Here is a 23,872-nt window from a genome sequence, read left to right as displayed (position 1 = left end):
ACTTTATTGCTGTACAGGGATAATCGTCATGCAGGAAAACCGCTGGGAAGGCATCGATGAATTCGTCGCGGTGGCCGAATGCAGCCAATTCACCGCAGCTGCTGAACGCCTGGGCGTGTCGTCGTCCCATATCAGCCGGCAGGTCGCGCGCCTGGAAGAACGCTTGCAAACGCGGTTGCTGTATCGCAGTACGCGCAAGGTGACACTGACCGAAGCCGGGCAGACGTTTCTTCAACATTGCCAGCGCTTGCAGGACGGCCGCGAAGAGGCGCTGCGTGCGGTGGGCGACCTCGCCAGTGAGCCCAAGGGCATGTTGCGCATGACCTGCGCCGTGGCCTATGGCGAGCGGTTTATCGTGCCGCTGGTGACGCGCTTCATGGGGCAATATCCGCAACTGCGCGTAGACATCGAACTGAGCAACCGTCAGTTGGACTTGGTGCACGAAGGCCTCGACCTGGCGATCCGCCTCGGGCGCTTGCAGGATTCGCGCATGGTCGCCAGCCGCCTGGCGCCACGCCGCATGTATCTGTGCGCGTCACCGTCCTACCTGGCGCGGTACGGTCGGCCACACAGTTTGTCGGAATTGAGTCGGCATAACTGCCTGATCGGTAACTCGGATATCTGGCAACTGGCCCAGGACGGGCGCGAATTTTCCCAACGGGTACAGGGAAACTGGCGCTGCAACAGTGGGCAGGCGGTGCTGGATGCGGCGTTGCAGGGGGTGGGGTTGTGCCAGTTGCCGGACTATTACGTGCTGGAGCATTTGCACAGCGGCGCGCTGGTGTCGTTGCTGGAGGCGCACCAGCCACCAAATACGGCGGTATGGGCGTTGTATCCGCAGCAGCGGCATTTGTCGCCGAAGGTGAGGAAGTTGGTGGATTTCTTGAAGGAAGGGTTGGCTGGGAGGCCGGAGTACAGCAGGTGATTATTTCGGTGTCTGGGTGGGCCTCATCGGGGGCAAGCCCCCTCCCACATTTTGATCTGTGAACGGATTCAAGGGTGGGAGGGGGCTTGCCCCCGATAGGGTCGACACGGTCTCGGTAACTACCTACGGTTAGCCCACCGCAACCGCAACCACTCCAAATCCTCCGGCCGGGTCACCTTGATGTTATCCGAGCGCCCTTCGATCAGGCGCGGCGCCTGGCCGGACCATTCCATGGCCGAGGCCTCATCGGTGATCACCGCATCGGCCACCAGGCTGTCGGCCAACGCACGGTGTAACGCGCCAAGGCGGAACATCTGCGGGGTATAGGCTTGCCAGATGAGACTGCGGTCAACGGTCTCTACCACGCGCCCGTGTTTGTCGACGCGCTTGAGGGTGTCGCGAGCCGGCACGGCCAGCAGGCCACCGACGGGATCATCGGCCAGTTCGCTTAATAATTTGTCGAGATCATCGCGGCTCAGGTTCGGTCGCGCAGCGTCGTGCACCAATACCCAGTCATCATCACTGGCGCCCAAGGCATTCAGGTGCAACAGCGCATTGAGCACCGAGCCAGAGCGCTCCGAGCCACCGTCCGCACGCTGGATACGCGGGTCGCCGGCACAGGCCAAGCCGGGCCAGTAAGGATCATCGACAGCAAGACTGACCACCAGCCCCTTGAGGCAGGGGTGGTCGAGAAAACAGCCAAGGCTGTGTTCGAGAATAGTGCGCCCGCCCAGTTGCAGGTATTGCTTGGGACGGTCCGCAGCCATACGGGCACCGACGCCCGCGGCAGGAATCACGGCCCAGAAGGCCGGCAAACGGTTACTCATTGGGCCAACTGGTAGAGGGTCTCGCCCTCCTTGACCATGCCCAACTCATGGCGAGCCCGCTCTTCGACGGTCTCCGTACCTTTTTTCAGCTCAAGCACTTCGGCGTCAAGGACGCGGTTGCGCTCCAGCAGGCGCTCGTTTTCGGCGTGCTGCTCGGCAATTTGCTGCGTCAGGTCTTTTACCTGCGCAAAGCTGCCATTACCCACCCATAGGCGGTACTGCAGGCCAGCCAGCAACAAGAGCAAGACGAGGAACAACCAATTGGGACTGCGCATCGAATATCGGGTATCCAGTGAAAAAAGACAGCCATGCAAAACTTTTGAAGCAACTGATAGCACGAAGCCTGGAAGAACCAGGCTTGTGCTTGTTAGCCATCAGATTAGCGTCGAAATTCACTCTGTCGTGAACTTTCCGACGCAATCCGCCGACTTTTTACCATCTACAGCTCAGCCGCGAAACTCGCCACGACCGTTGTACTTGGCCTTGCCTGCCAGTTGCTCTTCGATACGCAGCAATTGGTTGTACTTGGATACGCGGTCGGAACGGCACAGGGAACCGGTCTTGATCTGGCCCGCCGAGGTGCCCACAGCCAGGTCGGCAATGGTCGAATCTTCGGTTTCGCCGGAGCGGTGGGAGATCACGGCGGTGTAGCCCGCAGCCTTGGCCATCTGGATGGCTTCCAGGGTTTCGGTCAGGGTGCCGATCTGGTTGAACTTGATCAGGATCGAGTTGGCGATCTTCTTGTCGATGCCTTCTTTCAGGATTTTGGTGTTGGTCACGAACAGGTCGTCGCCCACCAGTTGGATCTTCTCGCCGATCTTGTCGGTGAGGATTTTCCAACCGTCCCAGTCGGACTCGTCCAGGCCGTCTTCGATCGAGATGATCGGGTAGCGCTGGGTCAGGCCCTTCAGGTATTCAGCGAAACCTTCGGAGTTGAACACCTGGCCTTCGCCGGACAGGTTGTACTTGCCGTCTTCATAGAACTCGCTGGCCGCGCAGTCCAGAGCCAGGGTCACGTCGGTGCCCAGCTTGTAGCCAGCGTTGGCCACGGCTTCGGAGATCACTTTGAGTGCATCTTCGTTGGACGCCAGGTTCGGTGCAAAACCACCCTCGTCACCGACCGCAGTGCTCAGGCCACGGGCCTTCAGCACAGCCTTGAGGTGATGGAAAATCTCGGTGCCCATGCGCAGACCTTCGGAGAAGGACTTGGCGCCAACCGGCTGCACCATGAATTCCTGGATATCGACGTTGTTATCGGCGTGCTCGCCACCGTTGATGATGTTCATCATCGGCACCGGCATCGAGTACACACCCGGCGTGCCGTTCAGGTTGGCGATGTGGGCGTACAGCGGCAGGTCCTGGTCCTGGGCAGCAGCCTTGGCCGCAGCCAGGGACACGGCGAGGATGGCGTTGGCGCCCAGGCTGCCTTTGTTTTCGGTGCCGTCGAGCTTGATCATCGCCAGGTCGAGGGCTTTCTGGTCAACAGGGTCTTTGCCCAGCAGCAGGTCGCGGATCGGGCCATTGATGTTGGCTACGGCCTTGAGTACACCTTTGCCCAGGTAACGGCTTTTGTCGCCATCACGCAGTTCCAGCGCTTCGCGCGAACCGGTAGACGCACCCGACGGCGCGCAGGCGCTGCCGATGATGCCGTTATCGAGAAGCACGTCGGCTTCGACGGTGGGGTTGCCACGGGAGTCGAGAACTTCACGACCTTTGATGTCGACGATTTTTGCCATTGTTGTAAACACTCCAAAGTTGACGAAAACGACGCAGCTGAAGGAAAACTTTTGACCGACCGCAAGGGTGGAACAACGGGGCAGGCTTGCAGACGACAAGGCTCAGGCCCGGGGGCCTGAGCATAAAGCGTGGGAAATTCTACCGGAGAAACGTCGCTTACGCGGTTTCTACCGTCGGAAAACTCTTGACCAGTTCGTCCAACTGCTTGAGCTGGACCAGGAATGGCTCCAACTTGTCCAGGCGCAGCGCGCATGGGCCGTCGCACTTGGCGTTGTCCGGGTCCGGGTGAGCTTCCAGGAACAGGCCCGCCAGGGACTGGCTGATGCCCGCCTTGGCCAGGTCCAACACCTGGGCACGGCGCCCACCTGCGGAATCGGCGCGACCACCGGGCATTTGCAGCGCGTGGGTCACGTCGAAGAACACCGGGTATTCGAACTGCTTCATGATGCCGAAACCGAGCATGTCCACCACGAGGTTGTTGTAGCCGAAGCTCGAACCACGCTCGCAGAGGATCAACTGGTCGTTACCCGCTTCCACGCACTTGTTCAGGATGTGTTTCATCTCCTGGGGCGCGAGGAACTGGGCTTTCTTGATATTGATCACAGCGCCGGTCTTGGCCATCGCGACGACCAGGTCGGTCTGGCGCGACAGGAAGGCCGGCAACTGGATGATGTCGCACACCTCGGCGACCACCGCAGCCTGTTCAGGCTCGTGGACGTCGGTGATGATCGGCACGCCGAAGGCTTGCTTGATGTCCTGGAAGATCCGCATGCCTTCTTCAAGGCCCGGGCCGCGATAGGAGGTCACGGACGAACGGTTGGCCTTGTCGAAGCTGGCCTTGAACACGTAAGGGATACCGAGTTTCTCGGTGACCTTGACGTACTCTTCACAGACCTGCATCGCCATGTCGCGGCTTTCCAGCACGTTCATGCCGCCGAACAGCACCATGGGCTTGTCGTTGGCAATCTCGATGTCGCCGACGCGAATGATCTTCTGGGCCATCAGGGTTACGCCTTCTTCTGGTGTTGCGTCAGTGCTGCCTTGACGAAACCGCTGAACAACGGGTGACCGTCGCGCGGTGTCGAGGTGAACTCCGGGTGGAACTGGCAGGCCACGAACCATGGATGATCCGGCGCCTCGACCACTTCAACCAGCGCGCCATCACCGGAGCGACCGGAAATTTTCAGGCCGGCCTCTTTGATTTGCGGCAGCAGGTTGTTGTTCACTTCATAGCGGTGACGGTGACGCTCGACGATCACGTCCTTGCCGTAGCAGTCGTGAACCAGCGAGCCCGGCTCCAGCAGGCAGTCCTGTGCGCCGAGGCGCATGGTGCCGCCCAGGTCGGAGGCTTCGGTACGGGTTTCGACGGCACCGGTGGCATCTTCCCACTCGGTGATCAGGCCCACGACCGGGTGGCCGCTCTTGCTGTCGAACTCGGTGGAGTTGGCGTCTTTCCAGCCCAGCACGTTACGGGCGAACTCGATAACGGCCACTTGCATGCCCAGGCAGATACCCAGGTACGGCACCTTGTTCTCACGAGCATACTGCACGGCAGTGATCTTGCCTTCCACGCCACGCAGGCCGAAACCGCCTGGCACCAGGATCGCATCAACGCCTTCGAGCAAGGCAGTGCCTTGGTTCTCGATGTCTTCGGAGTCGATGTAGCGCAGGTTGACCTTGGTACGGTTGCTGATGCCAGCGTGGCTCATCGCTTCGATCAGCGACTTGTACGCGTCCAGCAGCTCCATGTACTTGCCGACCATGGCGATGGTGACTTCATGCTCAGGGTTGAGCTTGGCGTCGACCACGGCGTCCCACTCGGACAGGTCCGCGCCACCGCATTGCAGGCCGAAACGCTCGACCACAAAATCGTCCAGGCCCTGGGAGTGCAGGATGCCCGGGATCTTGTAGATGGTGTCGGCGTCTTCCAGGCCAATCACCGCACGCTCTTCAACGTTGGTGAATTGCGCGATCTTGCGACGCGAGGAAATGTCGATCGGGTGATCGGAACGGCACACCAGCACGTCCGGCTGCAGGCCGATGGAACGCAGTTCCTTGACCGAGTGCTGGGTGGGCTTGGTTTTGGTTTCGCCAGCGGTCGCGATGTACGGCACCAAGGTCAGGTGCATCAGCATCGCGCGCTTGGCGCCGACTTCGAAACGCAACTGGCGGATGGCTTCGAGGAACGGTTGGGATTCGATGTCACCCACGGTGCCACCGATCTCGACCATCGCCACGTCGGCATCGCCTGCACCCTTGATGATGCGGCGCTTGATTTCGTCAGTGATGTGCGGGATCACCTGGATGGTTGCACCCAGGTAGTCACCACGGCGCTCTTTGCGCAGCACGTGCTCGTAGACACGGCCGGTGGTGAAGTTGTTGTTCTGGGTCATGGTCGTGCGGATGAACCGCTCGTAGTGGCCCAGGTCCAGGTCGGTCTCGGCGCCGTCGTGGGTGACGAACACTTCACCGTGCTGGAACGGGCTCATGGTGCCCGGGTCGACGTTGATGTACGGGTCCAGCTTGAGCATGGTGACCTTAAGTCCCCGCGCCTCCAGGATGGCCGCCAATGAAGCCGATGCAATGCCTTTCCCCAATGAAGAAACAACACCGCCCGTGACGAATATGTAGCGCGTCATGAAAAACCCTAGAAGTCTGCGTTAAAGCGGTCCGAGCCGCCGGGGAAAGCGAAGGAAGGCCGAAGCCCCCGATCACCTGCATTAATCACAGTGCACCTTTCAAAAAAACCGCCGCGTGGTGACAGACCGGCAATGAAACACCGGTACGTTGATCGCTACACATTTTTTGGAATCGCCCAGCAAAGACTGCTTGGTAATCGGCAACTGCTGCGATTCTGGAGAATCCACAGAAGTTGTATCAAGAAGGGAGCGTAGTCTACCGGAAAGGCTCTATCAGCTCAAACCTTGATCGCACGTCTGTGGCATCCAATGTAATTGCCAGTCATCCGCCGGGTTGGCCCATAGCCCGGCCAGGGTTGGGACAGCCAACAGCTGGTCGCCTCGATACAGCAGCGGCAATCTGCCACGCACGAAGCGCGGCAATCCGCACTCATTCAGCAGTCGCTTCAAATCACGCCGGCCCCGACCGGGCACTTCGATGATTTCCCCCCCCTGGCGATAACGGATTTCCAAGGGGCCTGCGGGGATCTCGCCGGTTAGCGCGAGCCGCCCATTGCCGGGTAACTCTAGTGGGTTTTGCGGATGAGGCCAGCTCAGCGTTGCGTGGGAAAATTCCGAACAAGCGGCGGGCACCCACCAGATGCGCTCGCCGCAGCGGTGCAGTTCGCCGTCAGCCAGGCGCCACAGGGGTTGCGCATCGCTCTTGGCGTCACGCAGGGAATGCCAACTGGCCCAGTGGTCGCTGTCGGGTAGACGTGTGAGCGGCGTCAACCAGTGACGCAGGGCATTGCGCTGGCGGGTGTCGGAAAGTTCAAGCAATGGCGCTAGAGCCAAGGATGGCAAATGCAGCCAGGGAAAGCAGGAAGGCTGATCAGCCGCGCGCAGGTCAATCTCCGCCAACTCGTCCAACAGCCCCTGGGCCTCCCCCAAATGCTCGGCGGCACGGGACAGGCTGGAGACAGCCTGTGGCCAACGATCCGTCAGAACCGGCAGCACGCGATGGCGCAGGTAATTACGGGAATAGTGCGGATCGGCATTGGATGGATCTTCGATCCACTTGAGCTGATGCGCCTGAGCGTAAGCCTCCAACTCAGCACGCGAGACCTCCAGCAACGGCCGCACCAGATGGCCGCCCGCCAATGGACGATGAGCGGGCATTGCGGCCAGCCCACGCACTCCCGCTCCACGCAGCAGGCGAAACAGCAGGGTTTCGGCTTGATCGTCGCGATGCTGGCCCGTCAGCAAGACCTCCCCTGCCCCGGTCACCTCGGCAAACGCCTGATAACGTGCGTCACGGGCGGCACGCTCAAGGCTGGCGCCGGGCTGGACGTGGACACGCATGATGCGCAGGGGTACGCCCAGGCGGTCGCAAATCGACTGGCAATGGGCGGGCCAGGTGTCGGCGGCAGGTTGCAGACCGTGGTGGATATGGATGGCGCGCAGGCGCGGAAGGTATTCGGTGTGGGCGAGAAGGTGCAGCAGGACAGTGGAGTCAAGACCGCCGGAGAAGGCGATATGCCAGGTGGGGGCGTTGCGCCACGGGTTGAGATTTTGCAGAACTCTGGCGGACAGCGTTGGCTTCATCTCACATTCCCGCTGCATCTTTGAAAGACCTTGGCCCAGCATACACAAAGCAAATGTGGGAGGGGGCTTGCCCCCGATAGCAGTGGGTCAGTCACCAGATGCTTTGACTGACACTCAGCAATCGGGGGCAAGCCCCCTCCCACATTTAGTACGAGTGCGACTTTAGAGGCCGTAGCTCATCAAGCGCTCATAACGACGGGCCAGCAGTGCTTCGTTGTCCAGCTTCTTGAGCATCGCCAGTTGCGAGGCCAGCTCAGCGCGGATCGTCGCAGAAGCTGCCGCCGGGTCACGGTGCGCACCGCCCAATGGCTCGGCGATAACCTTGTCCACGATACCCAGGCCTTTCAGGCGATCAGCGGTGATGCCCATGGCTTCGGCAGCGTCCGGCGCCTTTTCTGCGGTTTTCCACAGGATCGAGGCGCAACCTTCCGGCGAGATCACCGCGTAGGTCGAATATTGCAGCATGTTCAGTTGATCGCACACGCCGATAGCCAGTGCACCGCCGGAACCACCTTCACCGATGACGGTGGCGATGATCGGGGTTTTCAGGCGCGACATGACACGCAGGTTCCAGGCAATCGCTTCGCTCTGGTTGCGCTCTTCGGCGTCGATACCTGGGTAGGCACCCGGGGTGTCGATGAAGGTCAGGATCGGCATCTTGAAGCGTTCAGCCATTTCCATCAGGCGGCAGGCCTTGCGGTAGCCTTCCGGGCGCGGCATGCCGAAGTTGCGGCGGACTTTCTCGCGCACTTCACGGCCTTTCTGGTGACCGATCACCATCACCGGCTGGTCGTCCAGGCGGGCGATACCGCCCACGATGGCCGCGTCGTCAGAGAAGTGGCGGTCGCCGTGCAACTCGTCGAACTCGGTGAAGATGTGCTGGATGTAGTCCAGGGTGTACGGGCGACGCGGGTGGCGGGCCAGGCGCGCGATCTGCCAGCTGGTCAGCTTGCCGAAGATGTCTTCGGTCAGCGTCTTGCTCTTGTCTTGCAGGCGGGAGATTTCATCGCCGATATTCAGCGAATTGTCATTGCCGACCAGGCGCAGCTCTTCGATCTTGGCTTGCAGGTCAGCGATCGGCTGTTCGAAATCAAGAAAATTCGGGTTCATAAGCGTCCGTCTTGGGTCGACGGCCAGGGCGTGCCTGGCCAGCCGGTTGTCTATTCGCGCCCTACCTTAAGGGAGAGGCGCGTCTAGGTCGAGATTAAATGTTCAGCCGAGGTCAGGCGCCCTGACCCTCAGCGGTATTGGAGGAAGACGTTGTCTCGCCCGAACTGGTCACGCAAAGCTTGAATCAAGCCATCAGCGGGATCAATTCGCCAGGTCTCGCCAAACTGCAGCATGGCCTTGGCATCGCTGCCGGTGTACTCCATGGTCACCGGGCACGCGCCGCGATGGCGTTTGAGCAAGTCGCCCAACCAGCGTAGCTGATCGCCCTTGAGCCCTTCGGTTTTCACCTTCAGGCGCAGGCTTTCGGCCAGATTGGTGCGCGCATCCTCCATGCTCATCACCCGCTTGATCCGCAGGCGCAGGCCGCCGGAGAAGTCATCGTTGCTGACCTCCCCTTCCACCACCACCATGGCATCGGTCTGCAACAACGACTGCGCCGAGTGGAACGCGTCGGCAAACAACGAGGCTTCGATACGCCCCGAGCGGTCGTCGAGGGTGATAAAGCCCATCTTGTCGCCCTTTTTGTTTTTCATCACCCGCAGGGCGATGATCATGCCAGCGACGGTCTGGGTGTCCCGCGCCGGTTTCAGGTCGATGATGCGCTGACGGGCAAACCGGCGGATTTCACCTTCGTATTCATCAATCGGGTGACCGGTGAGGTACAGGCCCAAGGTGTCTTTTTCGCCCTTGAGGCGCTCCTTGAGGGTCAACTCCTTGGCCTTGCGGTGGTTGCCGTACACATCCGCGTCTTCTTCGACGAACAACCCGCCAAACAGGTCGGCATGGCCACTGTCGTGGGTGCGGGCGGTCTGTTCGGCAGCCTTGATCGCCTCTTCCATGGCGGTGAGCAACACCGCGCGGTTGCGGTCGATATTGGCCTGGTAGGCCTTCGGCTCATCGTGGAAATACGGACCGAGACGGTCGAGTGCGCCGCTGCGGATCAGGCCATCAAGGGTACGTTTGTTGATGCGCTTGAGGTCGACCCGTGCGCAGAAGTCGAACAAGTCCTTGAACGGCCCGTCCTGACGCGCTTCGACAATGGCTTCCACCGGGCCTTCGCCCACGCCCTTGATCGCGCCCAGGCCATAGATGATGCGGCCTTCGTCGTTCACCGTGAACTTGAACTCCGAGGCGTTCACGTCCGGTGCGTCGAGGCGCAGCTTCATGGTGCGCACTTCCTCGATCAAGGTCACGACCTTGTCGGTGTTGTGCATATCCGCCGAGAGTACCGCCGCCATGAACGGCGCCGGGTAGTGGGCTTTCAGCCAGGCAGTCTGGTACGACACCAGGCCGTACGCAGCGGAGTGGGATTTGTTGAAGCCGTAACCGGCGAACTTCTCTACCAGGTCGAAGATGTTACCGGCCAGGTCAGCATCGATGTTGTTGGTGGCGCAACCTTCAATGAAACCACCGCGCTGCTTGGCCATCTCTTCGGGTTTTTTCTTACCCATGGCTCGACGCAGCATGTCCGCGCCGCCCAGGGTGTAACCGGCCATCACCTGAGCAATCTGCATCACCTGTTCTTGATACAGGATAATGCCGTAGGTCGGCGCCAAAACGGGCTTGAGGCCTTCGTACTGGTAGTCGGAATGCGGGTATGCCAGCTCGGCCCGGCCGTGCTTACGGTTGATGAAGTCATCCACCATGCCCGATTGCAGCGGGCCCGGACGGAACAGGGCCACCAGTGCGATCAAATCTTCCAGGCAGTCGGGCTTGAGCTTCTTGATCAGTTCTTTCATGCCGCGGGATTCAAGCTGGAACACCGCCGTGGTTTCAGCTTTTTGCAGCAAGGTGTAAGTCGGTTTGTCGTCCAGCGGGATAAACGCGATATCCAGCGGCTCTTCATTGACCTTGGCGCGGTCGCGGTTGATGGTCTTGAGCGCCCAGTCGATGATCGTCAGGGTGCGCAGGCCGAGGAAGTCGAACTTCACCAGGCCGGCCGCCTCCACGTCATCCTTGTCGAACTGGGTGACCAGGCCGTCGCCTTCTTCATCGCAATAGATCGGCGAAAAGTCAGTGAGCTTGGTGGGTGCGATAACCACACCACCGGCGTGTTTACCAACGTTACGCACCACGCCTTCGAGCTTGCGGGCCATGTCCCAGATTTCGGCGGCTTCTTCATCGATCTTGATGAAGTCACGCAGGATTTCTTCCTGCTCATAGGCCTTTTCCAGGGTCATGCCGACTTCGAACGGGATCATCTTCGACAGACGGTCCGCCAAGCCGTAGGACTTGCCCTGCACCCGCGCTACGTCGCGGATTACAGCCTTGGCCGCCATGGAACCGAAGGTGATGATCTGGCTTACCGCATTGCGGCCGTATTTCTCGGCCACATATTCGATTACGCGGTCGCGGCCATCCATGCAGAAGTCGACGTCGAAGTCGGGCATGGAAACCCGCTCCGGGTTCAAGAACCGTTCGAACAGCAGGTCATATTCCAGCGGATCGAGGTCGGTAATCTTCTGTACGTAGGCCACCAGCGAGCCGGCACCCGACCCCCGGCCCGGGCCCACCGGCACGCCATTGCTTTTAGCCCACTGGATAAAGTCCATTACGATCAGGAAGTAACCGGGGAACCCCATCTGGATAATGATATCCAGCTCGAAATTCAGCCGGTCAACGTAGACCTGGCGCTTGGCCTCGTAGTCTTCGGTGGTGTCCTTGGGCAGCAGGACGGTCAAACGTTCGTCCAGGCCGTCGAACGACACTTTGCGGAAATACTCATCGATGGTCATGCCATCGGGAATCGGGAAGTTGGGCAGGAAGTGCTTGCCCAGTTTCACTTCGATATTGCAGCGCTTGGCAATTTCAACGGAGTTTTCAAGGGCCTCGGGCAGGTCGCTGAACAGCTCGGCCATTTCATCGGCGCTTTTGAGGTATTGCTCCTCACTGTAGTTTTTCGAACGACGCGGGTCATCCAGGGCCCGGCCTTCGCCGATGCACACGCGGGTTTCGTGGGCTTCGAAGTCTTCCTTCTTGATGAAGCGCACGTCGTTGGTGGCGACCAATGGCGCGCCGAGCTTGTCGGCCAGGGCCACGGCGGCGTGCAGGTGCTCTTCATCGTTAGGGCGGTTGGTGCGCTGGACTTCGAGGTAGAAACGGTCGGGGAAGACCTGCATCCACTCGCGGGCCAACACTTCGGCTTCCTGGGGGTTGCCGCCCAGCAGCGCGAGGCCGATCTCGCCTTCTTTGGCGGCCGACAGCATGATCAGGCCTTCGCTGGCCTCGGCGACCCATTCACGCTCGATGATGATCGAGCCATTGCGCTGGCCGTCGATAAAACCGCGGGAAATCAGTTCGGTGAGGTTGCGGTAACCCACGCCGTTCATCGCCAGCAGGCTGATGCGGCTCAGTGCGTTATCCGGATCCTTGTTGGACAGCCACAGGTCGGCGCCGCAGATCGGCTTGATCCCGGCGCCCATGGCGTTCTTGTAGAACTTGACCAGGGAACACATGTTGTTCTGGTCAGTCACCGCCACCGCAGGCATGTTCATGCCCACCAGGGTTTTGACCAGCGGTTTGATCCGTACCAGGCCGTCGACCAGGGAGTATTCAGTGTGCAGGCGTAGGTGAACGAATGAAGCCGGCATAGTGATCTCTTATACGTGGAAAACAACAAGGCCCGGATTGTACCGGGCCTTGAGCAAAACATCAGCCTCGCGACTATACCTCGCTGAGGCTCTCCCGCGCCTCGTAAGCCTGGCGGACCGGGGCGAACGAGCGGCGATGGATCGGCGTCGGGCCAAGGCGCGCCAGCGCTTCCAGATGAACGGGCGTCGGGTAGCCTTTATGGCCACCGATACCGTAGCCGGGGTAGATCAATTCGAAAGCGGCCATTTCACGGTCGCGGCTGACCTTGGCCAGGATCGAAGCCGCAGCGATGGCCGGAACCTTGCTATCGCCCTTGACCACCGCTTCCGCGGGCATCGCCAGTTTGGGGCAGCGGTTGCCGTCGATCATCGCCATTTTCGGGGTGATGTGCAGGCCCTCAACGGCGCGCTGCATGGCAAGCATGGTGGCGTGGAGGATGTTCAACTCGTCGATTTCTTCGACTTCGGCACGGGCGATATGCCAGCTCAGGGCTTTCTCGCAGATTTCGTCGAACAGCTTTTCACGACGGGCTTCGGTGAGTTTTTTCGAATCATTGAGGCCGAGGATCGGGCGGTTCGGGTCGAGAATCACGGCTGCCGTGACGACCGCGCCACACAGCGGGCCACGTCCAACCTCATCAACACCGGCCACCAGCTCGTGAGCTTCGGCGACCAGGCTGAAATCCAGGCCCATTTGCGTCGTCATAGGGTGTCCTGTTTTGGGCCGATCAAGGTCAGCACGGCATCCGCCGCCTGGTTGGACGCATCACGGCGCAGGGTGCGATGGATAGCATCAAAGCCACGGGTCTGCTCTTCGCCGCCGTCGATCAGGGGAAGTACGGTTTGCGCCAAGGCCTCGGGCGTCGCGTCGTCCTGCAACAACTCCGGCACCAGCAGGCGCTGGGCCAGCAGGTTGGGCAAGGAGATGTAAGGGCTCTTGACCATGCGCTTGAGAATCCAGAACGTCAGCGGTGCCAGGCGGTAAGCCACCACCATCGGACGCTTGTACAACAAAGCCTCCAGGGTCGCGGTGCCCGAGGCGATCAATACCGCATCGCAGGCCGCCAAGGCGAGGTGCGACTGACCGTCGAGCAAGGTCAGCGGCAGCCTGCGGCCTTCCAGCAAGGTTTCGATCTGGGCGCGGCGTTGCGGGCTGGAACACGGCAACACAAAGCGCACGCCAGGCTTCAAGGCCATCAGCCGCTCAGCCGCGTCAAAAAACAAGGCACCCAGGCGGCCGACTTCACCGCCACGGCTGCCAGGCATCAGCGCTACCAACGGGCCGTCTGGCAAGTCGAGTTCGGCGCGGGCGGCAGCACGATCTGCCTGCAGCGGAATAGCGTCGGCCAGGGTATGCCCGACGAACCGCACCGGCACGCCCTTCTCTTCGTAGAATCTGGCTTCGAACGGCAGCAGGGTCAGCATCAAGTCGCAGCCTTCGCGGATCTTGAGCACGCGTTTCTGCCGCCACGCCCACACAGAGGGGCTGACGTAGTGCACGGTCTTGATCCCGGCCTGACGCAACTTGAGTTCAATATTGAGGGTGAAGTCCGGCGCATCGATGCCGATGAAGACATCCGGCTTTTCTTCGATCAGGGTCTGGATCAGCAGCTTGCGGCGAGCCAGCAGCTCACGCAGACGCCCCAGCACTTCCACCAGCCCCATGACCGACAAGCGCTCCATGGGGAAGTAGGAGGTGAGCCCTTCGGCCTGCATCAACGGGCCGCCGACGCCCATGAATTCAACCGCCGGATGCTGGGCCTTGAGGGCCCGCATAAGCCCTGCGCCCAGGATATCGCCGGAAGCTTCTCCGGCCACCAGCGCAATACGCAGAGTAGCCATGATCAGCGGGTGATGCCGCGAGTCGACGCCTGGATCGAGTCACGGAATACCGCGACTTCCGGGAACAACGCTGCTGGCTCGGTCAGTTGAGTCAACGCCTGATCCACTGTGAGTCCCTGGCGGTAAACCACCTTATAGGCGCGGCGCAGGGCGTGGATTGCGTCATCACTGAAACCACGACGACGCATGCCTTCGAAGTTCATGCTGCGGGCTTCGGCCGGGTTACCGAACACGGTGACGTACGCCGGAACGTCCTTGCCGATGGCGGTGCCCATGCCGGAAAAGCTGTGGGCACCGATGTGGCAGTACTGATGCACCAGAGTGAAACCGGACAGGATCGCCCAGTCATCAACGTGCACATGGCCAGCCAGTGCAGTGTTGTTGACCAGGATGCAATGGTTACCGATGACGCTGTCGTGGCCGATGTGGGCATAGGCCATGATCAGGTTGTGGTCACCCAGGGTGGTCTCGGCACGATCCTGCACAGTGCCACGGTGAATGGTCACGCCTTCACGGATGATGTTGTGATCACCGATTACCAGGCGCGTCTCTTCACCCTTGTACTTCATGTCCGGAGTGTCTTCGCCTACCGAGGAGAACTGGTAGATACGATTGTGTTTGCCAATGCGGGTCGGACCTTTGAGGATCACGTGCGGCCCGATGACAGTCCCCTCGCCGATTTCCACACCTGCGCCGATGATCGACCAAGGGCCGACCTCAACGTCGGCGGCCAGCACGGCCGACGGATCGATGATTGCGCGAGGGTCAATCAAACTCATAGTTTGCGTTCCGCACAGATGATCTCGGCGGAGCACACCGGCTTGCCGTCCACCGACGCCTGGCATTCGAACTTCCAGATCTGGCGTTTGCAGCTGATGAACTTGGCTTCCAGGATCAACTGGTCACCTGGGGTAACCGGGTTGCGGAAACGCAACTTGTCGGAGCCCACGAAATAGTAGAGCGTGCCATCGGCAGGCTTGAGGTCGAGCATTTTGAAACCAAGGATACCGGCAGCCTGGGCCATCGCTTCGATGATCAACACGCCCGGCATGATTGGGTGCGCGGGAAAGTGACCGTTGAAGAACGGTTCGTTGATGCTGACATTCTTGTAGGCACGAATGCGCTTTTCCTCGACATTGAGGTCCACTACGCGGTCCACCAGCAGGAACGGGTAACGGTGAGGCAGGTATTCGCGAATCTCGTTGATGTCCATCATTTCGGGGGGAAGCCTGTAATAAAGATTGGGGGCGGGCGAACTAAACGCACGCCCCGCTAGCAAATCAAGGAGGCAAGTCTAGCGGCTGTGCACACTTGATATGGAAATGGTATCAGCCTTCTGATGAAGCATTACCGCCAGGGGTCACGTCTCCAACACGCTTTTCCAGCTGTTTGAGCCGTCGCGCCATGTCGTCGAGCTGCCTCAAACGCGCTGCACTCTTGCGCCATTCAGCCGCTGGCTGCATGGCGGTACCGGACGAATAGGCCCCTGGCTCGGTAATCGAGTGGGTGACCATGGTCATGCCGGTGATAAAGACGTTGTCGCAAATATCGATATGCCCCACCAGCCCAACACCACCGGCGAGCATGCAATGCTTGCCGATTTTTGTGCTGCCGGAGATGCCGACACAGGCCGCCATGGCCGTGTGATCGCCAATCTGCACGTTGTGGGCAATCTGGATCTGGTTGTCGAGCTTCACGCCATTACCGATCACGGTATCGGCCAAGGCCCCGCGATCGACAGCCGTGTTGACGCCAATTTCCACATCATCGCCGATCAATACGCCGCCGACCTGGGCAATCTTGTTCCAGACGCCCTTGGAATTGGCAAAGCCAAAGCCTTCGCCACCGATCACCGCACCGGATTGAATCACCACACGCTCACCGATACGCACATCGTGGTACAGGGTCACGCGGGGTGCCAGCCAGCCGCCGGCGCCGATTTCGCAGCGCGCGCCGATAAAGCAATGCGCACCCAGCGTGACACCGGCACCAATGCGCGCGCCACTTTCGATCACCACAAAGGCACCAATGCTGGCCGCAGGGTCAACCTGGGCATCATCGGCGATCACCGCCGACGGATGAATACCGACAGCTGCCTTGGGTTTTGGATCGAACAGATGGGACGCCTTCGCATACGCCAGGTACGGGTCGGGCACCACCAGCGCATCCCCAGTAAACCCTTCGGCGTCAGCGGCTTTCAGCAACACGGCTGCGGCTTGGCTGTCGACCAGGTATTTACGGTATTGGGGGTTTGCGAGGAAGCTCAACTGAGCTGGGCCAGCCTCCTGCAAGGTGGCTAGCCCAGTGATTTCCTTCTCCGGGGAGCCACGCAAGGTGGCCCCCAGGAACTCGGCCAACTCACCGAGTTTGATAGTCGCGGTCATGGCTTACTTCAGCTGGTTCATGCGCTCGATCACCTGACGGGTGATGTCGTATTGAGGCTTGACGTCGATCACAGCGCCACGCTCGAACACCAGGTCAAAGGCACCTTTCTTGATGACTTCTTCCACAGCGCTGTCGAGTTTTGGCTTCAGTTGTTTCAGCATTTCACGGTCAGCAACAGCCTTGGCTTCGTTCAGCTCCTTGGATTGGAACTGGTAGTCACGGGCCTTTTGCTTGAATTCAAGCTCCAGACGCTCGCGCTCGCCTTGTTGCATCTTGTCGCCACCGGCAACCAGACGATCCTGAATGCCCTTGGCGCTGCTTTCCAGGGTTTTGAGCTTGGTCAGTTGCGGACCGAATTTCTTCTCGGCATCCACGGCGTATTTCTTGGCCGCATCGGATTCCAGCAAGGCCATCTGATAGTTCAGGACGGCGATTTTCATTTCGGCGAAGGCCGGGCTTGCGACCAGCACGGTTGCCAGCAGTACCAATTGAGTCAACTTACGCACGATGCACTCCTACAGAATCCGTTGTCGTTATCTTGGGTCAGACGCTTAGAACGTCTGGCCGAGGGAGAATTGGAAGATCTGGGTTTCAGCGTTATCCGGTTTCTTGATCGGCATGGCCAGAGCGAAGCTCAACGGGCCAAGTGCAGTCACCCAGGTCACACCCACACCCACGGAGCTTGCCAGGTTGCTGAGGCTCACGTCGTTGCATTGGGTGTTGGACTTCACACCACTTGGGTTGGTGACCTGTTCGCACTTGGAGTCGAACACGTTACCCACATCCCAGAAGACCGACGTACGCAGCGAACGCTGATCCTTCACGAATGGCAGCGGGAACAGAATCTCCGCACCACCCTGGATCAACACGTTACCGCCGAACGGCAGCGGGTCGTTGTCAGAGTCTGCGACAGTGCCCTGGTTACCGGTGACACCTACACCACGGCTCGGAGTACCACGCGGGCCCAAGGTGCTGTCTTTGAAACCACGTACGGAGTTGAAGCCACCCGCGTAGTAGTTCTCGTAGAACGGTAGACCATTGGTGGAACCATAACCATCGCCATAACCCAGTTCGGTGTGCAGGCGCATGGTGTAGTTGTCGCTCAACGGTGCGAACAGCTGGCCACGGTAGTCAAGCTTGAAGAACGACAGGTCGCTGCCCGGCGTAGTGGCTTCCAGGGTCAGGCTCTGGGAATGGCCACGGGTCGCCAATACACCTTTGTTCAGGGTCGACTCGGACCAGCCGGCCGACGCCTTGAAGTTGAGGAACTTATCGCCTTCCTTACGGGTGAAGTCGAAGATTTCGTCCACGGTGTAGACGCCGGTCTTGATCTCATCCTGTTGCGCGGTCAGGCCGAAGGTCAGACGCGAGGTCTCACTGATCGGGTAACCGATGTTCACGCCAGCACCCAGGCTGTCGATCGCATAGCTTGCAACGTCGACATCGAGATCTTTGTAGTCGGTGGTGCGGTAGAAGGCGTTGTAGCCCAGGCTCACACCGTCAGCAGTCCAGTAGGGGTCGACATAACCGAAGTTATAGCGGCTCTGGTATTCGCTTCGGGTCAGGCCGATGGACACCTTGTTACCGGTACCGAGGAAGTTGTTCTGGGTGATGGAGCCACCGAGGATCAGACCGGCACTCTGTGCGAAACCGACGCTGGCGGTGATCGAACCCGAGGCTTGTTCTTCCACGGCGTAATTCACGTCAACCTGGTCATCCACACCCGGTACGGCCGGGGTCTCGACGTTGACTTCCTTGAAGAAGCCCAGGCGCTCAAGACGGGTCTTGGACTGGTCGATCAGGTAAGTCGACGCCCAGCCACCTTCCATCTGACGCATTTCACGACGCAGCACTTCGTCCGCAGACTTGGTGTTGCCACGGAAGTTGATGCGGTTCACGTAGGCACGCTTGCCCGGGTCGACGACGAAGGTGATGTCCACGGTGTGGTCATCATCATGCGGAGTCGGCACGCCGTTGACGTTGGCGAAGGTATAGCCTTCGTTACCCAGGCGGCGAGTGATCAGCTCGGAGGTGGTGGTCATCAGCTTGCGCGAGAACACCTGGTCTTTCTGTACCAGCAGCAAGGCCTTGACCTGATCTTCAGGTACTTTCAGGTCGCCGCTCAGCTTGACGTCACGAACCTTGTACTTCTCGCCTTCGTTGACGTTGACGGTGATGTAGACATGCTTCTTGTCCGGGGTGATGGACACCTGGGTCGAAGCGATATCCATGTTGATATAGCCACGGTCCAGGTAGTAGGAACGCAGACGCTCCAGGTCACCGGACAGCTTTTCACGGGCGTACTTGTCATCGTTCTTGAAGAACGACAACCAGTTGGTGGTCTTGAGTTCAAACAGGTCGATCAGGTCTTCATCAGCGAACTTGGTGTTACCCACCACGTTGATGTGCTGGATCGCCGCCACGGTGCCTTCGTTGATGTTGACCTTGAGGCCGACACGGTTGCGCGGTTGTGGCACCACTTCGGTTTCCACGGTCGCGGAGTAGCGGCCCTGGGCAACGTACTGGCGTTGCAGTTCGTTACGCACACCCTCGAGGGTGGCGCGCTGGAAGATCTCGCCCTCGGCCAGGCCGGATTGTTTCAGACCTTTCATCAAGTCTTCAGTCGAGATGGCCTTATTGCCTTCGATCTCGATACTGGCGACAGAAGGTCGCTCGACGACGGTGATAACCAGGACGTTGCCTTCGCGACCCAGTTGGATGTCTTGAAAGAAACCGGTTTTGAACAGCGCACGAGTGGATTCCACCAGGCGGCGGTCATCAGCCTGTTCACCGACGTTCAACGGTAAGGCACCAAAGACGCTACCCGCGGAAACCCGCTGGAGGCCGTTGACGCGAATATCGGAGATGGTGAAGGACTCGGCGTGAACTTCGGCGATCATCAATACGGTGAGAACCGCAGTTAGCAGCAGACGTTTCATGAAGTCCTTTCTTATTCCAACTGGCAATAAACAAACTGCCGCAAAATGCGGCAGATTCGCAATTCAGCGAAGCGTTACAGTCTTCCCAGATCGTTGACCAGGGCTAACAACATCACCCCGACCACCAAACTGATACCGATCTGTATCCCCCAACCCTGCACCCGATCTGACAAGGGGCGACCACGCACCCACTCGACCAGATAAAACAACAGATGCCCCCCATCCAATACTGGAATGGGCAGCAAATTCAGAACACCCAGGCTAATACTCAGATAAGCCAGGAAATTCAGGAAATCCGCGACACCCGACTGGGCAGAAGCGCCCGCCACTTTAGCAATGGTTATCGGTCCACTCAAGTTTTTTACCGAGAGCTCGCCGAACAACATTTTCTTCAGGGATTCGAGGGTCAGCACACTCATGGTCCAGGTGCGTTTTGCACCCTCGCCAATCGCCGCCACCGGCCCGTAACTGACCTCGCGCAGCATCGACGGCGGCCAATCCGGGCTCTTGACGCCGGCACCGAGGTAACCCCCGGCCGCCTTGCCCTCCCCACGCACAGCCAGGGTGACAGGGACGTCGATTTGAGCACCGTCGCGCTCAATCTTCAGCACAATTTTGGTATCAGGCCGTACACGTACCCAGTCGACTACCTGCTGCCATTCGCTCACCGCCTGACCATCAAGGGCGAGCAAACGATCACCGGTTTTCAGACCTGCGGCCTGGGCCGGGCCCTTCGAGTCCAGCTCGGCAAGCACCGGTGGCAACGCCGGGCGCCATGGGCGGATGCCCAGGGATTTGATCGGATCAGGCTCGTCCGCACCCTTGAGCCAATGATCGAGAACCAGCGCTCGCGGCCTCTCGGCGGTGGAGTCCTGCTCGCGCACCACGACATTGACGGTGCCGCTTTCGCCCAGGCGACGGACCAGCTGCAGATTGACCGCGCCCCAACCCACAGTCGGCTCGCCATCAATGGACACAATTTCCTGCCCGGCAACCAACCCAGCCTTTGCCGCCAGGCTGTCCGGCTCAACCGCGCCGATGACCGGACGCAGTTGCTGGCTGCCCATCATGGCCAGGACCCAGAAGAACACAATCGCCAACAAGAAGTTGGCGATTGGGCCGGCAGCAACGATTGCGATGCGCTGACGAACGGTCTTGCGATTGAACGATTGGTCCAATTGGTCAGCCGGCACTTCGCCTTCGCGCTCATCGAGCATTTTGACGTAGCCACCCAGCGGGATAGCCGCAATCACGAACTCAGTGCCGCGGCGGTCATGCCAGCGCAACAACGGCATGCCGAAACCGACGGAAAAGCGCAGTACCTTGACGCCGCAACGACGCGCCACCCAAAAGTGGCCAAATTCGTGGAAGGTAACCAGCACACCCAGAGCAACCAGGGTGCCGACAATCATGTAAAGCGCACTCATCTAATTTCTCCGCATTCCAATCCAGTGCCCGCCAGGTTCAAACGCACCTGCAGACTAACGCGCGTTGCGGCCCAACCATTGCTCGGCCAGGGCTCGAGCCTTGCTATCTGCCTCAAACACCGCCGCAAGCTCATCCACCGCCACGACGGGCTCACGCTGCAAAACGTCCTCGATGATACTCGCGATCTGCGGAAAACGGATGCGTCCGTCGAGAAACGCCGCCACCGCCACTTCATTGGCCGCATTCAGCATCGCCGGCGCACTGTCACCCGCTTGCGCCACTTGCCGCGCCAGGCGCAGGCAAGGAAAGCGCTGCTCGTCCGGCGCTTCGAAATCCAGGCGGGCAACCGCGAACAGGTCCAATGGCGCCACGCCGGAATCAATACGCTCCGGCCACGCCAGGGCATTGGCAATGGGTGTGCGCATGTCGGGATTGCCCAATTGGGCCAACACCGAGCCGTCCACATAGTCGACCAGGGAATGAATCACACTTTGCGGGTGGATCACCACCTCGACCTGGTCAGGGCGCGCATCGAACAACCAGCACGCCTCGATCAGTTCCAGGCCCTTGTTCATCATGCTCGCCGAGTCCACGGAGATCTTGCGCCCCATGGACCAGTTCGGATGGGCACACGCCTGGTCAGGCGAAACATGCTCTAACTCAGCCAATGGCGTCTGGCGGAACGGGCCGCCGGAGGCGGTCAGCAGGATACGCCGCACACCGACCTGGCTCAGGCCGCGAGCATAGTCGCCGGGCATGCACTGGAAAATTGCGTTGTGCTCGCTGTCGAGGGGCAACAGTACGGCGCCGCTTTTGCGCACCGCCTGCATAAAGAGCGCGCCAGACATGACCAGCGCTTCTTTGTTAGCCAGCAGGATCTTCTTGCCAGCATCCACGGCCGCCAAGGTCGGACGCAGGCCAGCAGCGCCCACAATGGCAGCCACAACGGTATCCACTTCGGCATCCGCCGAAACCTGGCAAAGCCCCTCCTCCCCCACCAGCACCCGAGTGGCGAGCCCGGCAGCCCGCAGGTCATCCTGCAAGCCACGCGCTGCTGCGGCCTCAGGTACAACCGCAAAGCGCGGCGCATGGCGGACACACAGGGCCAGCAGCTCAGCCAAACGGGTAAAACCGGTCAAGGCGAAGACCTGATAACGGTCGGGATGGCGAGCAATCACGTCCAGGGCGCTCAACCCTACCGAGCCGGTTGCACCCAGCACCGTCACTTGCTGCAGACGGCTCACGAAGCGGTCATCCACAACAGCACGGCGAAGATCGGGATCGCGGCGGTCAGGCTATCGATGCGGTCCAGCACACCCCCATGACCCGGCAGCAGGTTACTGCTGTCCTTGATCCCAGCCTGGCGCTTGAACATGCTTTCAGTGAGGTCACCCACCACCGAGATAAACACGACGATGGCGGTCCCCAGCAAGGCCAGGAAAATCTGCATCACGGACCACTCACGCACAATGCCAACGACCAGCGTGATCAGCAGCGTCAACGCCAGCCCGCCATACACGCCTTCCCAGCTCTTGCCCGGGCTGACGGCCGGCGCCAGCTTGCGCTTGCCGAAGGCCCGACCGGAGAAGTAAGCACCGATATCCGCGCCCCACACCAACACCATGACCGCCAGGATCAGCCAGTTGCCCATCGGCGTGTTCTTGATCTCCACCAGCCCTTGCCAGGCAGGCAGCAGGATCAATAAACCAATCACCAATTTGCTGGCAACACTGGACCAATGGCCACTGGTGCGCGGGAAGGTCAGCACCAGGAAGGTCGCCAGCGCCCACCACAACACCGCCGCCCCCAACACCCAAGGCACGACAATGCTCGACAGGGTATACATGAGGAACAACAGCACTGCGACCACGGCGGCATACACCACACGCGGCAACTGCGCATTGAAACCCGCCAGCCGCGCCCATTCCCAGGCGCCCAAGGTGACGACCAGGCCAATAAACAGCGCAAAACCGGAACCATCGAGCAGGAAAAACCCACACAAGGCGATCGGCAATAGGATCAGTGCTGTGATGATTCGTTGTTTAAGCATTTAAACCCGGGCTCCAGCTTCGATCTGCTCGCTCGTTTTACCGAAACGACGCTGACGGGAAGCGAAATCGGCCAGCGCATTGCGCATGGCATCGTGTTTGAAGTCCGGCCAGAACAGGTCGGAGAAGTACAACTCGGTATAGGCCAATTGCCACAGGAGGAAGTTGCTGATGCGGTGTTCGCCACCGGTGCGGATGCACAAGTCCGGCAACGGCAGGTCGCCCGTCACCAGGCAGGTCTGCAACAACTCCGGGGTGATGTCGTCCGGACGCAGATGACCGGCCTGCACTTCGCGAGCCAGGCGCTGCGCAGCCTGGGCGATATCCCACTGGCCGCCGTAGTTGGCGGCGATTTGCAGCACAAAACGGTTGGCGCCAGCCGTAATGGCCTCGGCTTCACGCATGGCCGCCTGCAATTCCGGATGAAAGCGCGAGCGATCACCGATGATGCGCAGGCTGATGTTGTTGTCGTTGAGGCGCTTGGCCTCACGACGCAACGCCTTGAAGAACAGGTCCATCAGGGCGCTGACTTCTTCGGCCGGCCGCTGCCAGTTCTCACTGGAGAAGGCGAACAAGGTCAACACTTCGACCCCGGCCTCGGCACACACCTCAATCACGGCCCGCACCGCATCGACACCCGCTTTATGCCCGGCAACACCCGGCATAAAGCGTTTCTTCGCCCAGCGATTATTCCCATCCATGATGATCGCGACATGGCGCGGCACCACAGAGGGTACAGTCTGCTTGGTCTTTTCCAT

At 60.1% G+C, this 23,872-nt stretch carries 20 protein-coding genes; 1 reads left to right on the top strand and 19 read right to left on the bottom strand.

Annotated elements, in window-relative coordinates; all coding sequences use genetic code 11:
- Positions 1 to 28 precede the first annotated feature (28 nt).
- Positions 29 to 925, top strand: coding sequence for a LysR substrate-binding domain-containing protein (locus DYL61_RS11130; RefSeq protein ID WP_135308370.1), 897 nt, complete (start codon positions 29 to 31; stop codon positions 923 to 925).
- A 119-nt stretch (positions 926 to 1,044) separates the two neighbouring features.
- On the opposite strand, the gene ispD is transcribed toward DYL61_RS11130, so the two are convergent.
- The 19 genes from ispD to uppS form a co-directional block, all read right to left on the bottom strand.
- The gene (ispD, locus tag DYL61_RS11125) at positions 1,045 to 1,752 is read right to left on the bottom strand and encodes a 2-C-methyl-D-erythritol 4-phosphate cytidylyltransferase (RefSeq protein WP_135308369.1); all 708 of its coding nucleotides are present in this window, start codon (positions 1,750 to 1,752) and stop codon (positions 1,045 to 1,047) included.
- Complete coding sequence (gene ftsB / locus DYL61_RS11120; RefSeq protein WP_135308368.1) at positions 1,749 to 2,027, bottom strand: cell division protein FtsB; 279 nt, start codon at positions 2,025 to 2,027, stop codon at positions 1,749 to 1,751. The genes ispD and ftsB overlap by 4 nt, the downstream gene beginning before the upstream one ends.
- Positions 2,028 to 2,198: 171 nt before the next feature.
- On the bottom strand, positions 2,199 to 3,488 hold the full coding sequence (gene eno, locus DYL61_RS11115) for a phosphopyruvate hydratase (protein WP_135308367.1): 1,290 nt from the start codon (positions 3,486 to 3,488) through the stop codon (positions 2,199 to 2,201).
- Positions 3,489 to 3,645: 157 nt separating this feature from the next.
- Positions 3,646 to 4,491 (bottom strand): 3-deoxy-8-phosphooctulonate synthase, encoded by an 846-nt coding sequence (gene kdsA / locus DYL61_RS11110; RefSeq protein WP_135308366.1) that lies wholly within the window; start codon positions 4,489 to 4,491, stop codon positions 3,646 to 3,648.
- Positions 4,492 to 4,496: 5 nt separating this feature from the next.
- Positions 4,497 to 6,128 (bottom strand): CTP synthase, encoded by a 1,632-nt coding sequence (locus tag DYL61_RS11105; RefSeq protein WP_105696256.1) that lies wholly within the window; start codon positions 6,126 to 6,128, stop codon positions 4,497 to 4,499.
- A 273-nt stretch (positions 6,129 to 6,401) separates the two neighbouring features.
- Entirely contained in the window at positions 6,402 to 7,712 is a 1,311-nt protein-coding gene (gene tilS, locus DYL61_RS11100) for a tRNA lysidine(34) synthetase TilS (RefSeq protein WP_135308365.1), read from the bottom strand.
- Positions 7,713 to 7,874: 162 nt separating this feature from the next.
- A complete protein-coding gene (locus tag DYL61_RS11095) occupies positions 7,875 to 8,822 on the bottom strand; it encodes an acetyl-CoA carboxylase carboxyltransferase subunit alpha (RefSeq protein ID WP_105696258.1) in 948 nt (315 codons plus the stop codon).
- A gap of 128 nt (positions 8,823 to 8,950) precedes the next feature.
- Positions 8,951 to 12,472 (bottom strand): DNA polymerase III subunit alpha, encoded by a 3,522-nt coding sequence (gene dnaE / locus DYL61_RS11090; RefSeq protein WP_105696259.1) that lies wholly within the window; start codon positions 12,470 to 12,472, stop codon positions 8,951 to 8,953.
- Between the two features lie 73 nt (positions 12,473 to 12,545).
- Positions 12,546 to 13,178 carry a ribonuclease HII gene (rnhB, locus tag DYL61_RS11085; RefSeq protein ID WP_135308364.1) on the bottom strand — a complete coding sequence of 211 codons (633 nt, stop codon included), beginning with the start codon at positions 13,176 to 13,178 and terminating at the stop codon, positions 12,546 to 12,548.
- A complete protein-coding gene (gene lpxB / locus DYL61_RS11080) occupies positions 13,175 to 14,314 on the bottom strand; it encodes a lipid-A-disaccharide synthase (RefSeq protein ID WP_135308363.1) in 1,140 nt (379 codons plus the stop codon). The genes rnhB and lpxB overlap by 4 nt, the downstream gene beginning before the upstream one ends.
- Before the next feature lie 2 nt (positions 14,315 to 14,316).
- Positions 14,317 to 15,093, bottom strand: coding sequence for an acyl-ACP--UDP-N-acetylglucosamine O-acyltransferase (gene lpxA / locus DYL61_RS11075; protein WP_105696262.1), 777 nt, complete (start codon positions 15,091 to 15,093; stop codon positions 14,317 to 14,319).
- On the bottom strand, positions 15,090 to 15,530 hold the full coding sequence (fabZ, locus tag DYL61_RS11070) for a 3-hydroxyacyl-ACP dehydratase FabZ (protein ID WP_003172281.1): 441 nt from the start codon (positions 15,528 to 15,530) through the stop codon (positions 15,090 to 15,092). Before fabZ ends, lpxA begins: the two co-directional genes overlap by 4 nt.
- Before the next feature lie 112 nt (positions 15,531 to 15,642).
- Entirely contained in the window at positions 15,643 to 16,698 is a 1,056-nt protein-coding gene (lpxD, locus tag DYL61_RS11065) for a UDP-3-O-(3-hydroxymyristoyl)glucosamine N-acyltransferase (protein ID WP_135308362.1), read from the bottom strand.
- Positions 16,699 to 16,701: 3 nt separating this feature from the next.
- Positions 16,702 to 17,205 (bottom strand): OmpH/Skp family outer membrane protein, encoded by a 504-nt coding sequence (locus DYL61_RS11060; protein ID WP_105696264.1) that lies wholly within the window; start codon positions 17,203 to 17,205, stop codon positions 16,702 to 16,704.
- Positions 17,206 to 17,250: 45 nt separating this feature from the next.
- Complete coding sequence (bamA, locus tag DYL61_RS11055; RefSeq protein ID WP_135308361.1) at positions 17,251 to 19,638, bottom strand: outer membrane protein assembly factor BamA; 2,388 nt, start codon at positions 19,636 to 19,638, stop codon at positions 17,251 to 17,253.
- A 74-nt stretch (positions 19,639 to 19,712) separates the two neighbouring features.
- Positions 19,713 to 21,065 carry a sigma E protease regulator RseP gene (gene rseP / locus DYL61_RS11050; RefSeq protein ID WP_135308360.1) on the bottom strand — a complete coding sequence of 451 codons (1,353 nt, stop codon included), beginning with the start codon at positions 21,063 to 21,065 and terminating at the stop codon, positions 19,713 to 19,715.
- Positions 21,066 to 21,119: 54 nt separating this feature from the next.
- Positions 21,120 to 22,310: a 1-deoxy-D-xylulose-5-phosphate reductoisomerase gene (gene ispC, locus DYL61_RS11045; RefSeq protein ID WP_135308359.1), complete on the bottom strand. Its 1,191-nt coding sequence runs from the start codon at positions 22,308 to 22,310 to the stop codon at positions 21,120 to 21,122.
- Positions 22,307 to 23,116 carry a phosphatidate cytidylyltransferase gene (locus DYL61_RS11040; RefSeq protein ID WP_135308358.1) on the bottom strand — a complete coding sequence of 270 codons (810 nt, stop codon included), beginning with the start codon at positions 23,114 to 23,116 and terminating at the stop codon, positions 22,307 to 22,309. Before DYL61_RS11040 ends, ispC begins: the two co-directional genes overlap by 4 nt.
- Positions 23,117 to 23,872, bottom strand: a complete 756-nt coding sequence (gene uppS / locus DYL61_RS11035) for a polyprenyl diphosphate synthase (protein WP_105696269.1) — start codon at positions 23,870 to 23,872, stop codon at positions 23,117 to 23,119.

It is taken from the genome of Pseudomonas nabeulensis (assembly GCF_004682045.1).
Classification (GTDB): Bacteria; Pseudomonadota; Gammaproteobacteria; order Pseudomonadales; family Pseudomonadaceae; genus Aquipseudomonas; species Aquipseudomonas nabeulensis.
Note: the sequence above shows the minus strand (reverse complement) of the source record. Positions and strands in the feature narration are given on the sequence as shown.